We start from the raw sequence: 16,170 nt of genomic DNA, 5'->3' as shown, positions 1-16,170 counted from the left end.
AGTAGAATAAAAGTACAGAGATGAGAACAAATCAAGAAGTAGAAAAACAAAAAAGAGGGGGAAAACGAGATGAAATATGTCGTACTTGTCAGCCACGGAACGTTTGCACCGGGTCTGCACAGCGTGTTAAACATGTTGGCTGGTGGCGGTCGAGAGGATATCCTGAGCACCAGTCTTCAGGACGGAATGGGTGCAGATGAGTTCGCAGAGAACTTTGGAAAGCTGGTTGAGCCGATCAAGGAGGAGGACGAGATCATCCTGCTCGCAGATATCATCGGCGGTTCTCCGCTGACGACAGCGCTCGATGTGCTGACGAAAAAGGGACTGCTCGCAAAGACAACGGCTTTCGGTGGTATGAATTTGCCGATGGCACTGACGGCAACTCTGATGAAGGATGCGCTTGATACGGAGAGCCTCAAGGCAAGCCTGGTTTCTGAGTCGAGAGACGCGATCAAGGAAATGGAGCTGAAGCTCGACGACGATGAGGAAGACGACATCTAATTGCTTAAGTGAAGCACAGACAACGTGAGAGAATTCAAGAAAAATGAAAACGAGCTTATCGAATTTATAAAGAAAGATCGTAAAGAAAAAGAATTAAAACGAAAATTATAAAGAGAATTAAAAAGAAAATTATAAAAAAGATCAGAGCTTATAAAAAATAAAATCTGAGCGAAATAAGGAGGACAAAATCATGTCAGTATCTTTTGTGAGAGTAGATGACCGTATGATTCATGGACAGACCTGTACCAGATGGGCGCTGGAGTATCCGTGTGACGGACTTGTTGCAGTCAATGACCTCGCAGCATCCAACCCGGTTCTGAAGGCAGCGTACAAGAGTGCTTCTGGAAAAAAGACCTTTGTTTGGACAATGGATGAGTGGAAGGCAAAATGCCAGAAGGTGCTCGACAGCAAGGATCGTTACTTCCTGATCACGAAGAATCCGGTAGATATGAAAAAGATCCTTGTAGATCAGGGCTTTGATCCGGGTGTAAAGACCGTTATCATCGGACCGTGCAACGACCGTCCGGGCGCAACGAAGCTGGGAAATAACCAGTCAATCACTCAGGAAGAGGCAGAGGCTCTCGAGGCAATCATGCAGAAGGGATACAGTGTAGAATTTGCACTGCTGAAAGAGGAAGCAATCGGAAACTGGACGAAGTTTCGTGGACAGTTTGGATTCTAAAGTTCTGGATTTTAGGAAATAAAAAATCTTTTGAAAGGCAGGGATTGATTTATGCAAATTAATCTTATTCAGGCAATCATTCTTGGTATCTGTGCATGTCTTTCCAGTATGCCGGGTCTTGGAGGCACGACATTCGGAAACTACACACTGGGTCGTCCGCTCGTAGCAGGACTTATTGTAGGTCTGGTTCTCGGAGACATGAAGACGGGCATCATCGTAGGTGCAGCGATTCAGGTTATCTACATCGCACTGGTAACTCCGGGTGGAACCGTTTCTGCTGATGTTCGTGCGATCAGCTACATAGGTATTCCTCTTGCAATCTGTGCAATCAAGGGAATGGGCATTGATCCGGCTTCCAAGCAGGCAACAGATATGGCAGCAACCCTCGGAGCAGCAGTAGGAACCCTCGGAACCGTTCTTTTTTACGGAACTGCAACCGTCAACCTGGTTTGGCAGCACATGGGCTGGAAAGCACTTGAGGATGGCGATTTCAAGAAACTCTATCTCGTAGATATGGGTCTTCCGTGGCTGTCTCACTTCCTTTGCTCCTTCCTTCCGACCGTAGTCATCACGATGGCTGGTTCGAGCATGGTAGACCTGATGAAAGTTTACCTGCCGATGGATGGTATCGCAATGAAGACGCTGTTTACCGTAGGTAGCCTTCTTCCGGCAGTTGGAGTTGCAATCCTGCTGAAACAGGTTATCACGAAGGCAACCGATTTCCTGACCTTCTTCTTTGGATTTACACTGGCTGCATGCATGGGTGTAAACCTGATCGGTGCAGCTCTGATCGGTGGATTCTTTGCAGTCATTAACTACAAGATCCAGATGCTGAAAGTTCGTCCGGCAGTAGCTGGCGCAGTAAGCTATGACGATGATGAGGAGGATATATAAATGAAAAAACTTTCCAAAAAAACATTAAATAAATCTTTCTTATCTTGGTTTTACGGTAATCTGACCTGCTTCTCTCAGGAGCACATGCAGACCTTCGGTTATCTGTGTGCGATGCTTCCGGTTGTGCAGGAACTGTATGACACGAAGGAAGAGCAGAAGGAAGCATTGAAGACATACTCCGCATTCTTCAACACAGAGCCTCAGATCGGTACTCTGGTAGTTGGTATCACAGCAGGTCTGGAAGAAGCGAAGGCAAACGGTGAGGGCATCGACGGTGAGACGATCAACGGTATCCGTGCAGGTCTGATGGGACCTTTAGCTGGTATCGGTGATTCCCTGATCGTAGGAACCCTGATCCCGATCCTTTTAGGAATTGCACTTGGACTGTCCGGCGGTGGTTCTCCGCTCGGCGCAATCTTCTATATTGTTGTATGGAACGCTTTGATGTTTTTTGGAATGAAGTTCGCTTACTCCAAGGGCTATGAGATGGGCGGAAAAGCCGTGGAACTGCTTGTAGGTGAGCAGGCTCAGGCAATTCGTGATTCTATCATCATGGTTGGTACAATGGTAATCGGTGCAGTGGCAGCGAGCTGGATCAGCATCTCCACTTCCTTTGAGATTCCGGGAATTATCACCCTTCAGAGCACTCTGGATCAGATTTATCCGAAACTTTTATCCGCAGTGACCGTTATCTTCTGCTGGTGGCTGATGACGAAGAAGAAGATTTCCCCGACAATGGTAATGCTGATTCTCGTTATAATCGCATTTGTCGGCGTACTTCTTGGATTCTTTGATCCGGGTCTGTCCTACTAACATCCTCCCCATTTTTGGTTCGTTCCCGCTTCGCTCTTCTTCCCCATATTTTTTGAGAGTGGAGCGGGAATAAAACAAATTAAAATTTAAATTTAAAATTAACGGAAGGATAAAGGATAAGAAATAAGATAAGTAAAAGATAAATAAGCGGAGGGATTGCAATGAGTGGAGACGCACAGACCATACAGGAGCAGAACATGCTGATCAAAGAAGCGCAGATGCAGATGGATGCCTTGAGACGTCTTGGAAACTGGCAGAGAGGGTGTTTATCGATCGCGGTGATTGGAGTGATTCTGGCTGTGAACGGATTTTATATGAATGCCGGAACTCTGAGGGGAGTATTTGGAATCATATTGGCTGTGTTATTCTCCGCGATGGCGATTGTGATCTGGACTGGAAGAAAAAATGGAAAAGAGAACGTGAAAAGGATTCTGGAGGCTGTTCATCAGCCGATTTCAGGAGACTTGTAAAGATTAGATTTATCTTTAGAATTTGTGAATCGGGGCATCTCGAAATGGTTTGAGAAGTGCTCTGGGCAGCCAGGCTGGCGCACATGGAAATGTGTGCTGGCCTTTTCTGACATTGCAGTGTGCTGGTACGCTTCGGGTTTTTAGGGGGTCAGGTAAGGAGGCGTTATTGCGTTATTGGCGAGCTCCTTCGACGGGGAAAGTCATGCAAACACGCTCGCGCTCCGAGTTTTAACGTAGCGGTGCATAGGATTGTAAAAAATACAGTTAAAACACCGACGTTAAAAACGGGTTTGCATGTACTTTCCCGTCTTCGTCGCAGAGACTCGTCGTGAGATTCTGGTCAGTTTTGCTGACATCTTCTCATCAGAATCACTGCGCATCCACTCTGAGTTATGATAAAAGACTTAGATAGTAACTTATGAAAATAGAAAATTGCCGAATTCGGGAACTCATGGTAAAATGTGGATAGAAATGAATGACATATAAAATACTCACAGATTCATCAGAAACAGGGGGTAAGAGAGAACGATGGAAGGGCGCAGAAGGAGCGTGCTCATGGGCATGGTCGGTGTGATTTTGCTGATCGTGGGAATCTGGTTTTTCATGAGTGCGGGAAAGATGATCGCATTTTACTGGGCAGGACGAAAGTTCGGCGCTACTTATATGACGATGAACAATCCATTCTATGAGATTATTGATGATGAGATCCGCAATGCCCTTGAGGCAAATGGCGATATGTTGCTGACCAGAGATCCTGCCCTTGATGTTGAGAAGCAGATCAATCAGATCCGGGAATTTGTGGATTTGAATGTCTCTGGAATTTTTGTCAATCCGGTGGACTGGAAGGAGATCACACCGGCGCTTGAGGAGGCAAAAAAGGCGGGGATTCCGGTGATCGTGGTGGACAGTGATGTCTATGACGATGATCTTGTGCGCTGTACGGTGATCTCGGACAATTATCGCGCGGGACAGCTCTGTGCACAGCATTTGATGGAGACACGGGAGAGTGCAAAGATTCTTTTGCTCAGTCACAGCGTGGCAAAGTCAGGAATCGACCGCATTCAGGGGTTTAAAGATGCGCTTGCGGATTATCCGCAGTATCAGATTCTTGATGAGGCGGATTGCCTTGGTCAGCTGGAGCTTGCAATGCCGGCGACCGAGAAACTGTTGGAGGAACATCCGGATGCAGATGTGATCATGTGTCTGAATGATTTAGCAGCGATGGGAAGCATGGCAGCGCTGAAAGAGCAGGGAAAGGACGGAAAGATTCTCGTCTATGGGGTCGATGGTTCTCCGGATGGAAAAGGAATGATTGCGGAAGGGATCATGACGGCGACATCGGCGCAGTTTCCGAGAAAAATTGGAAGAATGGCTGCGGACGTGATTTATCGATTTTTTGATGGGGAAGAGATTCCAAAACGTGTTCTTGTACAGACAGAGCTTGTGACGATAGAGAATCTGGAGGAATATGGGACGGATGGATGGCAGTAGCAAGATGAGAGAGGCAACTACACCGGCGAAGGCGCGGGAGATGACACAGGGAGAAAAGCGAGAATCTCTGATTTCCCGACTTCAGGTTGCAATCTATGTAGTCAATTTTATTGCGGTGTGTTTTGTCAGCAGTGTGATGGCATATTCGCTGTGGAGTGTCGTTGGACGGATGGAAGCCGCGGAATTTCTCAGGAATGTGAAGATCAGACCGTGGAAACCGGATCAGATGATCAGTTATTCAATTTTGGGCTATCTTGCTTTTGTCATGTTTGGAAGTCTGAGCCGGAAGTGCGAAGGAGAGTGGGAGGAACTTCGACCGCTTTTTCTTGAGATTGAGATTGTCGCCTGTATTGTCGCGGGAGCGGGAATGAATCTGGCATACAATGGACTTGTTCTTGTGATGGCAGCGGATATGATGCGCGGAGAGCGCGGAGGAAACCAGAAATTGATGTTTGGACTCTCGGTTGTTATTCTGTCCACGGTGCTTGATTTTGATCTTGTCGGAGAGCGATTTTTCATGATCTCCTGGGATATGTTTCTGGCTGTTTTTGAGACAGATATGCAGGCAGTTTTGAAGAGTATCCGAAGTATACTGGTTTCCACAAACCTTGTGCTGTTTATCTGGTACACGGCACTTTTGATTCAGGAGGAATACCGGGAGAGGGAGCGAATTCAGTCTCTGAATGGTCAGCTCGAGCTGGCAAACCGAAAGCTCAAAAGTTATGCGATTGAGGCGGAGAAGAATGCAGAAGTTCGAGAGAGAAACCGTCTTGCGAGAGAAATTCACGATACACTTGGTCATGCGCTCACCGGAATCATTGCCGGATTGGATGCCGCGGTGATGATGATGGATATTGCTCCCGATTCCGCAAAAAAACAGCTTGAGAAAGTGTCTGAGGTCGCGCGTGAGGGAATGACGGATGTCAGAAGATCGATGAACAGTCTGCGCCCGGATGCACTGGAAAAACTGGAACTTGAAGATGCAATTCGAAAAATGCTCAAAGATATGGGGGAGACGGCGAAGGTCGAGATTGTTTTTGACAATCAGGTGCATCCGCTGAATTTTCACGAAGATGAGGAGGAAGTGATTTACCGGGTGATTCAGGAAGCCACAACAAATGCGATCCGTCACGGAAAGGCGAGCTACATAAAGATCGGAATCAGCAAGGTCGATCAGTGGCTCACGATTGCCGTGAAGGACAATGGCTGTGGATGCTCGGAAGTAAAACCGGGATTTGGTTTAAAACACATGAGAGAACGCCTTGCAATGCTCAATGGAACACTTGAGTGTAGCAGTGAGAGTGGATTTTTGGTTGCGGCAAATATTCCGATCAGATGGGGAGAACGAAACTGAGATGAGTGAAAAAGAGATCAATGAAAGAAGAATCAATGAAAAGGGAATCAGTGGAAAAGAAAAAATCAAGATTTTGATTGCGGACGATCAGGCCCTGCTTCGGGACAGCCTTCAGATTATTTTGTCCGCAAATGAAGATATGGAAGTGATGACACCTGTGGCAGATGGGCGTGAGGTTATCCGTGCGGTGCGCGGGGAAAAGCCCGATGTGATTCTGATGGATGTGCGAATGCCAGAGATGGACGGGGTTTCCTGTACACAGATCATCAAGGAGAATTATCCGAGCATCAAGATTATTATTCTGACTACCTTTGATGATGACGAGTATGTATACAATGCGTTGAAATATGGAGCGAGCGGATATTTACTTAAAGGTGTCTCAATGGCGGAACTCACAAATGCGATCCGCACAGTTTACAGCGGAAAGGCGATGATCAATCCGGATATTGCGGTCAAGGTTGTGCGCCTATTTTCTCAGATGGCACAGGGCGATTACGGAATCCATGTCGACAGCCGTTTTGTCGAGGATATTTCCAAGACGGAGTGGCGAGTGATTCAGCAGGTAGGATACGGCAGATCGAACAAAGAGATTGCGGTCGCACTCAATCTCTCTGAGGGCACGATCCGAAACAATTTGAGCTCGATTTTGAGTAAACTCGATCTCAGAGACCGGACTCAGCTTGCGATCTGGGCAGTGCAGACCGGCGTGACAAAGAAGGATTTCTCATAACTATTCAGTACCTTCATAGTTATGAGCAAAAATCCATTCCAGATCGGCTGCGCCGATGGGATTTTTGCCTTCTAGCCTATGTTTTTTTACGGTCAGCACAACAAGTGCGCAGACCTACGGAACAGTTAGGATTTCTCATAAATAAGATAAAAACGATAGGTAGACAACAACACAACATAACATCGATAATAAAGCAAATAGCAGGAAGAGAAATAACAGAGATAAGAGCGATAATTTGGGACGACAGGAACAGACAGAAATAGATTGAAACAGACAGGAAACAGGAAACCGGGAGAGAAAGCGATGGGAGAGACAGCAGGGGAAGAGAAAAAGAAAGTCGGGATTTATACCGTAATCATAGGAATTCTGGCAGTGGTGATCTTGTTTGCTGGAGTCTGGGCGCTTCAGAGAAAGCGGAATCAGACTGTCACGCTAAAGTTCGGAATGTTTGCTGGAAGTTATTGGGATGTGCCGAATGGTGACTGCTATCAGATTATCGATGATGCGATTGAGCGGTTTGAGAAGAAATATCCGGGAGTGAAGGTGGAGTATACAAGCGGTGTGCTCAAGGAGGACTATATTGAGTGGCTGTCTGAGCAGGTGCTTCTCGGGGAAGAGCCGGATGTCTTCATGATTCCGGACGGGGAGATGGAGAATCTGATCTCTCTGAATATTTTAAAGAATCTCGACAGACAGATTCGCGAGGATCTGAATTTTGCAAAAGAGGATTATTATTCGGCTGCTTTCGCGGGCGGAACAGCGAGAAATGGGCAGTATGCCCTGCCCTATGAGTGTGTCCCGACGCTGATGTTTGTCAACCGAACGCTTCTCGATCGGGCGGAGATTATGATGCCAAGGAGAAACTGGACCTGGGAAACATTTTTTGATATTTGTCAGCAGGTTACTCAGGATTTAAATGGAGATGGAAAATTCGATCAGTACGGAGTTCTTGGTTACGACTGGCAGTATGCGATGCGCGCCTCGGGAGTCGAGTTGTTTGACGAAAACGGAAAGACTTCTTTTTTCGGAGATCAGAAAGTGGAGGAGGCAGTGCGTTTTCTGATTTCGCTTCGGGCTCTTGATCAGGGGCATATCGTGACATCAAAGGACTTTGATCAGGGAAATGTTGCGTTTCAGCCGATGACGTATGCGGAGTACAAGACGTACAAGCCCTATCCGTGGAGAATTAAAAAATATTCAGAATTTGAATGGGACTGTGTTTCCATGCCTCAGAAGACGAGTGGTTCGGGAAAAACGGCATTGTATACACTTTTGATGGGAATCAGCAGTCGGACAAAGCAGGAACGTCTTGCGTGGGAATTTTTAAAGGAACTCTGCTATGATCTCGAGACGCAGAGCCAGATTCCGGAGTCAGATTCAGGTCTTCCGGTAATTCGGGAGGCGGTGGAGCAGATTCAGGCGGAAGATACCAACATGGAAGTGGTGCGTGACGCAATGGAGTGTGCGCAGACGATGCCACATTTTGTCGGGTATCAGGATGCAATGGAGATCGCAGACCAGAGGATTCAGGAGATGGTCGATGATGGAGTGGCTTTAGATACAAAACTTCTGAAATTGCAGAGAGAGATCAATAACCTGCTCAAAAATGAGACGAGGTAGATCACAACGGAAATTCATTTATCTAATTAAGGGCAACGGTCATTAAGTGATCGATAAGATAAAATGAGATAAAAATGAAATAAAAAGATAAAGGAGACGAGGGAATTATGAAAAAGAACTATTGCAAAATTGTATTCAGTGACATTGATGGAACGATCCTCACCTCGGATGGGGTTGTGACTCCGGGAACGAAGGAGATGATTCTTGAGATGGAAAAGGACGGAATTCCGTTTGTTCTGACTTCGGCGCGCTCCCCGGAAGGTGTTCGTGTGATTAAGAGAAAAATCGGAAATCATGCGCCGATGATCTGCTTTTGCGGGGCATTGATTCTGGATCAGGATGAGAGGCCTCTTTACAGCTGTCAGATCCCGTTAGATACCGCAGTGGAACTCAAACATCTCTTAGAAAAAGAATTCCCGGAGGTTTGCTGTAATACATTCGGATTTGAAAAGTGGATTGTGGATAATCGGGAGGATGCGAGAGAGCAGAGAGAGGAAGCAATCGTGGGATTTTCGGCGGAGATCGGTTCGATCGAGAAAGTTTTTGCAGAGGACGGCGGAATACACAAGTTTTTGCTGATGGGAGAGCCGGAGCAGATGAAGCGTCTTGCTGTTCGCCTGCGCGAAGCATTTCCGGATCTTCAGGTGGCAGCGTCGAATGCGGAATATCTTGAGGTCACCGAGAACGGAGTGAAGAAGTCTGTTGCACTTGAGGCGCTGTGTGAGAAGCTGGGGCTGACCGCAGAGCAGGCAGGTGCATTCGGCGACGGAGAGAGCGATATGGGAATGATCGCGACTGCAAAATTTGGCTATGCGATGGGAAATGCCCCGGAGGAGGTCAGAAAATCCGCAAAGTTTGTGACCTGCAAAAATGATGAGGAGGGTGTGCTCGCCGGTCTTCGGGAGATTTTTGGGTAGATGGGGAGCAGAAGAATATAAATATTAAAGCAATAATACTAGGATATTTGGGATTAATATTTGGGAATAAATTCTGAAGTAGATACAATAAATGTATTCAAGAAAACAGGATTTTTTGGAAAAAATGGAGAGGAAACGCAAGGTCAGGATTGCATTTTGTGGGAGGGAATAGTATAATCGTAAGGCGAATGTGTAATTGACAACCGCCAGGATGTACATGAAAATATTAGGATTCACGGGCAGATCAAGTCCTCCGATGAAAGGGAAAAACAAAAATGTGAATCCTGATGGAGATGGATATTTCGGCGATAAGAAGATGGAGAAGAAGCATGGCACTGAAAAAGAAGCCGGTTACCGGCATGAGAGATATTCTGCCTGCGGAGATGCAGGTCAGAAATTTTGTGATGGAGCAGATCCGTCAGACCTACCAGGGATTTGGATTTACGCAGATTGAGACTCCGTGCGTGGAGCATATCGAGAACCTGACGAGCAAGCAGGGCGGAGACAATGAGAAGCTGATCTTCAAGATTTTAAAGCGCGGTGAGAAGCTGAATCTTGAGACCGCAGAGACCGAGAACGATCTGACCGACAGCGGTCTGCGTTACGATCTGACACTTCCGCTTTCCCGCTATTATTCCAACAACGCATCCCAGCTCCCGGCACCGTTCAAGGCGCTTCAGATGGGAAGTGTTTGGAGAGCTGACCGCCCGCAGAAGGGACGTTTCCGTCAGTTTACCCAGTGTGACATCGACATTCTCGGCGACCCGTCGAGCATGGCAGAGATCGAGCTGATTCTGGCTACGACGACAGCTCTCGGAAGAATCTGCCCGGACAACGCATTTACGGTTCGTATCAACGACCGCGGTATCTTAAAGGGAATGGCACTCCACTGCGGATTTGCAGAGGACAGCCTCGATCAGGTTTTCATCACGCTTGATAAGATGGATAAGATCGGCATGGACGGCGTAAAGGCAGAACTGCTTGAGAATGGCTATGCACAGGATGCTGTTGAGAAGTACGCAGACCTGCTCGGTCAGGTGACTGACAATGCAGAGGGTGTGCGCGCTCTCGGAAAGATTCTCGCAGATGTGATGCCGGAGAGCGTTTCTGAGAACCTTGCAAATATCATGGATACCGTTACCGATGTCGCAGAGACCGAGTTCAAGCTCGCATTTGACCCGACTCTCGTGCGTGGAATGTCCTACTACACCGGAACGATCTTCGAAGTTTCGATGGAGGGATTTGGCGGTTCCGTTGCAGGTGGCGGTCGTTACGACAAAATGATCGGCAAGTTCACTGGTCAGGACACCCCGGCATGTGGATTTTCCATCGGTTTTGAGAGAATCGTTACGATCCTGATGGATCAGGGCGGTAAGGTGGAGAATCAGGCAGAGCGCAAGGCTTATCTGATTGAGAAGGGAATGGATGCAAAGCGTCTTTCCGAGATCATGAAGCAGGCTATGAAAGAGCGCAGTGCCGGTGTTCAGGTTCTTGTTTCTCAGATGAACAAGAACAAGAAGTTCCAGAAGGAACAGCTGAACAAGGAAGGCTACACCGAGTTCGTTGAGTTTTACCGCGAGGCACTGAAGTAGGATTGTAGGATTTCGTTTGTCAGCACCAATAGACTATGAAAATGAAATAAAAATTTTACCCGTAACAGGGGTAAGACATAGTCGAAAGAAAAAGTGATTAACAGGCAAAAGCAATTTCGCCTGAAGATAAAAGGAGATTTTGAGATGGCAGAGTCAATGCAGGGACTGAAAAGATCCCATCGATGCGGAGAGCTTAGCCTTGCCAATGTCGGTCAGAATGTGACTGTCATGGGTTGGGTACAGAAGAGCAGAAACAAGGGCGGTATCATTTTCGTAGATTTACGTGACCGTTCTGGTATTTTGCAGATTATTTTTGAGGAGAGCGACTGCGGAGCAGAGAGCTTTGCAAAGGCAGAGAAGCTCAGAAGTGAGTTCGTAATTGCAGTAACCGGACGTGTTGAGGCTCGTTCCGGCGGTGTGAATGAGAATCTGGCAACCGGTGCAATCGAGGTTCGCGCAGAGAGCTTGAGAATTCTCTCTGAGTCTGAGACCCCGCCTTTCCCGATTGAGGAGAACTCCAAGACGAAAGAGGAGCTTCGTCTGAAATATCGTTATCTGGACCTGCGTCGCCCGGATATCCAGAGAAATCTGATCCTGCGCAGCAAGATCGCAATCCTGACGAGACAGTTCCTTGCAGAAGAGGGATTTCTTGAGATCGAGACCCCGACCCTGATCAAGAGCACTCCGGAGGGCGCAAGAGATTACCTTGTACCGAGCCGTGTTCATCCGGGTTCCTTCTACGCACTTCCGCAGTCCCCACAGCTGTTCAAGCAGTTGCTGATGTGCTCCGGATATGACCGTTATTTCCAGTTAGCACGTTGCTATCGTGATGAGGATCTTCGTGCAGACCGTCAGCCGGAGTTCACCCAGATCGATATGGAGCTTTCCTTCGTCGATGTTGAGGATGTTCTCGATGTCAATGAGCGCCTGCTTCACAAGCTGTTCAAGGAGCTGTTAAACGTAGAGATTCCGCTTCCGATTCAGCGTATGACCTGGCAGGAGGCTATGGATCGCTTTGGTTCCGATAAGCCGGATCTTCGTTTCGGCATGGAGTTAAAGAACGTATCTGAGGTTGTAAAGGACTGTGACTTCGTTGTATTTAAGAACGCTCTTGAGAACGGTGGTTCTGTTCGCGGTATCAACGCTGAGGGCGAGGGCGGAATGCCGAGAAAGAAGATCGATGCACTCGTAGAGTTTGCAAAGGGCTACGGCGCAAAGGGTCTGGCATATATCGCAATCCACGAGGATGGTTCCTTAAAGTCTTCGTTCGCAAAGTTCATGACCGAGGAGCAGATGGATGCTCTTGTAAAGGCAATGGACGGAAAGCCGGGCGACCTGCTTCTGTTCGCAGCAGACAAGAACAAGGTTGTATGGGATGTTCTTGGCGCTCTGCGTCTTGAGATCGCAAGACAGAAGGATCTCTTAAAGAAAGACGATTTCAAGTTCCTGTGGGTAACCGAGTTCCCGTTACTCGAGTACTCCGAGGAGGAGAACCGTTATGTGGCTATGCACCATCCATTCACAATGCCGATGGAGGAAGACTGGCCGATGATCGACACAAACCCGGGCGCAGTTCGCGCAAAGGCTTACGATATCGTTCTGAACGGTACCGAGCTTGGCGGTGGTTCTGTCAGAATTCACCAGAGCGACATCCAGTCCAAGATGTTCGAGGTTCTTGGCTTCACACCGGAGCGTGCGCAGGATCAGTTCGGTTTCCTGCTTGAAGCATTTAAGTACGGAGTTCCGCCTCACGCTGGTCTGGCTTACGGTCTTGACCGTGTAGCTATGCTGATGGGCGGTTGCGACAGCATCCGTGAAGTGATCGCATTCCCGAAGGTAAAGGATGCATCCTGTATGATGACCGAGGCTCCGACCCCAGTAGATCCGAAACAGCTTAAGGAGCTTGGCATCGAGATCGAGAAGCCGGAAGAGACTGAGGAATAAGAATAAGAAAAACAAAATGTAAACGTAAGTTGGCAGGGGAGAAATCTCAGATTAAATTGATCGGAGATTTCTCTTCTGCTTTTTGTTTTAATAAAAAAAGATTGTTTTTTCTTTCACATTCTTTTGCGTATTTTGGGGAATTGCTTTTAAGATTCAGAAAAATTTGCTATAATCAACTCATCATCATGACAATTTCGAGGAATATTCCAGAGATGCTATGGGAATACCTTGAAATTCAGGGTTACCAAGGTCACTGATAAACGATTTTGGAGCTGGTCCGAGGGACTCGGACTCGCTCTGAGAAAAGAGGAGGATGAGGTATGGCAAAGAAATGTTTCCAAAAACTGCTCAGCTGGATCTTGAGTCTGGCGATGGTGCTGAGTCTGACGACCGGCATGACGTTTTCTGCATTTGCAGGGGACAAGGACATCGTTGTTCTGTACACGAACGATGTCCACTGTGGTGTGGATGACAACATCGGTTACGCAGGTCTTGCTCTCTACAAGAAACAGATGCAGACGCAGACTCCGTATGTGATTCTGGCGGATGCCGGAGATGCGATTCAGGGAGCGCCGATCGGCACGCTGTCGGAAGGCAGTTATCTGATCGACATCATGAATCAGGTCGGGTATGATTTTGCAATTCCCGGAAACCATGAGTTCGATTACGGAATGAACCGTTTTCTCGAGCTTGCAAAAAAGCTGGACTGCGGATATTACTCGAGTAACTTCATGGATTTGAGAACCGGAAAGCCGGTATTTGCTCCGTATAAGATGTTTACGTTCGGGGCAGTGAAGGTGGCACTTGTGGGGGCAAGTACACCGGAGAGCTTCACAAAGTCCACACCATCTTACTTCCAGAATGAGAGTGGAACATACATCTACGGATTCTGTGAGGATGAGAGCGGAGAAAGCCTGTATGCAAAGATTCAGACTTCGGTTGACGAGGCGAAAAATGCCGGTGCAGACTACGTCATTCTCGTCGGTCATCTCGGAGAGGAGGGAACGACGGAGCGTTGGACTTCTGATCAGGTAATCGCGCACACGAGTGGAATTGATGCGGTGATTGATGGTCACTCTCATGAGACAGTTCCGAATAAGACTGTTGCCAATAAGGATGGCAAGCAGATTCCACTGACCCAGACGGGCACAAAGCTCAAGGATATCGGAAAGCTGACGATCAAGGCAGACGGCACGATCACAACTGAGCTTGTCGATGAAGTTTTGGCACAGGATACTGCTTCTGTCTATACCGTCAAGGCGGGCGACAATCTGAGCAAGATTGCAAAGACACAGCTCGGCTCGACTTCTCGTTGGAGAGAAATATACAACGCAAACCGCGACAAGATCCGCAACAAGAACCTGATTCACCCGGGTATGGCGCTGACGATTCCGGGCAGTGCCATCGTGAATGAGGCTGGCAAAGCTGTGGATGCGCAGACGGATGCTTACATCAAGTCGATTCAGGCAATCTATCAGGAGAGCTTGAAGACCGTGCTTGGTCACACAGATGTCGATCTGACGGACAAGAATCCGGAGACCGGCGCGCGCGCAGTCCGCAATGCGGAGACAAACCTTGGAGATCTGACCGCAGATGCTTACCGCTATGAGCTTGGCGCAGACATCGGTCTGAGCAATGGAGGTGGAATCCGCAGTTCGATCGCAACTGGAAACATCACTTACGAGGATACGCTTGCGGTCTTCCCGTATGGAAATATGATGTGTCTCATTGAGATCACTGGACAGCAACTCAAGGACGCTCTCGAGATGGCATCGAAGAATGCTCCGGAGGAGAGTGGTGGTTTTCTTCAGGTATCCGGTGTGACGTACACGATCGACACCTCGATTCCGACCAGCGTAAAACTGGATGAAAAGGGCAATTTCCTCGGAGTTTCCGGAGCTTACCGCGTTACCGATGTGATGGTAAACGGCGAACCGCTTGATCTGAATCGGACGTACACGGTTTCCTCGCACAACTACATGCTCAAGTCTGCGGGAGATGGTATGACGATGTTTGCAGGCGCGAAGATCCTCAAAGATGAAGTTATGGTCGATGTCGATGCGCTTTCTGATTACATCAACACATATCTTGACGGAAATGTCGGAGCAGAGTATGCAAATCCGTTGGGACAGGGCCGCATTACAATCAAGTAGTATTATTTGTTTCGTAAAGGTAAAAACGATCAATCGTTAGGAATTAGGATTAAACGATCAAATTAGATCAGGTGAATTGTTGAATCGTTGAAAGAAAATGGGTCAAAAGAGTCGTAATGGACGAATGAGCAAATCATTGTATTGAGAAAAAGAATCCTGCAACATGCTTTCTTTTCCGGGGGGAAGAGACAGAAAGAAGGATAAAGAAAAATGGAATCAAGTTTAAAAGCAGAACAGAATCATCAAAATCATCAGGGAAAACTTGTACTGCGCGGGGAGTTCGCACTTCTTGTCATTGTGCTGATTAACAGCTTTGGCGTTGTTCTGATGCTTCACTCCGGCTCTGGAATTTCCGCGATTTCGAGTGTGCCGTATGCGTTTGCAAAAGTGCTTCCGGTCTTCACGCTTGGAATGTGGACGTACATCTTTCAGGGAATTCTGGTTCTGAGTCTGCTGATTATGCGGAAGAAATTTGTTCCGCAGTATCTGTTCAGTTTTGTTGTGGGATTCTTTTTTGGTATCTTTGTCGATGTACATAAATCGTGGGTGGATCTGCTTCCGCAGACGATGATGCTGAGAATTGCCTACTTTGTAATCAGTTATCTGACGCTCTGTGTCGGTATCGCGCTCTCAAACAGATGTAAGATGCCGATCGTGCCGACGGATCTGTTCCCACGCGAGGTTTCTGCGATCACAAAGATCCCGTATTCTCGCGTGAAAGTGACATTTGATGTGTGCTGTCTGGCAGTCACAGCGATTCTGACGTTTGCGGTTCTCGGTCATATCGATGGACTCGGAATCGGAACCGTGCTTGCGGCGTTCACGATGGGAAAGGTGATCGGAAAGATCGGGGAGATCATGGATCGCCACCTCGAATTTGTCTCATTTTTGAGTAAGCAGGCGGGAAGTCGGAGTGCTTATTGACAAAAGGAAATGGTTTGGTTTACAATACAGGAAGTCTGCATTTTCGCAGACTTCCTGTATTTTTTATTTCATAAAAATTTGGTAA

At 47.5% G+C, this 16,170-nt stretch carries 14 protein-coding genes; all 14 read left to right on the top strand.

Going from position 1 to position 16,170, the window contains the following annotated elements; translation table 11 throughout:
* Nucleotides 1-69 precede the first annotated feature (69 nt).
* Nucleotides 70-501, top strand: coding sequence for a PTS sugar transporter subunit IIA (locus AC4EVX_RS02500; protein ID WP_177976920.1), 432 nt, complete (start codon nt 70-72; stop codon nt 499-501).
* A gap of 190 nt (nt 502-691) precedes the next feature.
* Nucleotides 692-1,183, top strand: a complete 492-nt coding sequence (locus tag AC4EVX_RS02495) for a PTS sugar transporter subunit IIB (RefSeq protein WP_177976919.1) — start codon at nt 692-694, stop codon at nt 1,181-1,183.
* Between the two features lie 51 nt (nt 1,184-1,234).
* Complete coding sequence (locus AC4EVX_RS02490) at nt 1,235-2,077, top strand: PTS mannose/fructose/sorbose/N-acetylgalactosamine transporter subunit IIC (RefSeq protein WP_177976918.1); 843 nt, start codon at nt 1,235-1,237, stop codon at nt 2,075-2,077.
* A complete protein-coding gene (locus AC4EVX_RS02485) occupies nt 2,078-2,890 on the top strand; it encodes a PTS system mannose/fructose/sorbose family transporter subunit IID (RefSeq protein WP_177976917.1) in 813 nt (270 codons plus the stop codon).
* 161 nt (nt 2,891-3,051) lie between these two features.
* Nucleotides 3,052-3,360: a hypothetical protein gene (locus AC4EVX_RS02480; protein WP_308450718.1), complete on the top strand. Its 309-nt coding sequence runs from the start codon at nt 3,052-3,054 to the stop codon at nt 3,358-3,360.
* Between the two features lie 528 nt (nt 3,361-3,888).
* Complete coding sequence (locus AC4EVX_RS02475) at nt 3,889-4,851, top strand: substrate-binding domain-containing protein (protein WP_177976915.1); 963 nt, start codon at nt 3,889-3,891, stop codon at nt 4,849-4,851.
* Complete coding sequence (locus tag AC4EVX_RS02470; protein WP_490159491.1) at nt 4,829-6,205, top strand: sensor histidine kinase; 1,377 nt, start codon at nt 4,829-4,831, stop codon at nt 6,203-6,205. The genes AC4EVX_RS02475 and AC4EVX_RS02470 overlap by 23 nt, the downstream gene beginning before the upstream one ends.
* 1 nt (nt 6,206) lies before the next feature.
* Nucleotides 6,207-6,935, top strand: a complete 729-nt coding sequence (locus AC4EVX_RS02465; RefSeq protein WP_177976913.1) for a response regulator transcription factor — start codon at nt 6,207-6,209, stop codon at nt 6,933-6,935.
* Nucleotides 6,936-7,238: 303 nt separating this feature from the next.
* Nucleotides 7,239-8,555 carry an ABC transporter substrate-binding protein gene (locus AC4EVX_RS02460; RefSeq protein WP_490159490.1) on the top strand — a complete coding sequence of 439 codons (1,317 nt, stop codon included), beginning with the start codon at nt 7,239-7,241 and terminating at the stop codon, nt 8,553-8,555.
* 107 nt (nt 8,556-8,662) lie between these two features.
* Entirely contained in the window at nt 8,663-9,472 is an 810-nt protein-coding gene (locus AC4EVX_RS02455) for a Cof-type HAD-IIB family hydrolase (protein ID WP_308450713.1), read from the top strand.
* A 329-nt stretch (nt 9,473-9,801) separates the two neighbouring features.
* Entirely contained in the window at nt 9,802-11,064 is a 1,263-nt protein-coding gene (hisS, locus tag AC4EVX_RS02450; protein WP_177976910.1) for a histidine--tRNA ligase, read from the top strand.
* Between the two features lie 144 nt (nt 11,065-11,208).
* On the top strand, nt 11,209-13,008 hold the full coding sequence (aspS, locus tag AC4EVX_RS02445) for an aspartate--tRNA ligase (RefSeq protein ID WP_490159489.1): 1,800 nt from the start codon (nt 11,209-11,211) through the stop codon (nt 13,006-13,008).
* A 320-nt stretch (nt 13,009-13,328) separates the two neighbouring features.
* Nucleotides 13,329-15,161 carry a 5'-nucleotidase C-terminal domain-containing protein gene (locus AC4EVX_RS02440; protein WP_490159488.1) on the top strand — a complete coding sequence of 611 codons (1,833 nt, stop codon included), beginning with the start codon at nt 13,329-13,331 and terminating at the stop codon, nt 15,159-15,161.
* 210 nt (nt 15,162-15,371) lie between these two features.
* Nucleotides 15,372-16,085, top strand: coding sequence for a DUF6198 family protein (locus AC4EVX_RS02435; protein ID WP_490159487.1), 714 nt, complete (start codon nt 15,372-15,374; stop codon nt 16,083-16,085).
* Nucleotides 16,086-16,170: the final 85 nt, after the last annotated feature.

It is taken from the genome of Brotaphodocola sp., assembly GCF_983179755.1.
Note: the sequence above shows the minus strand (reverse complement) of the source record. Positions and strands in the feature narration are given on the sequence as shown.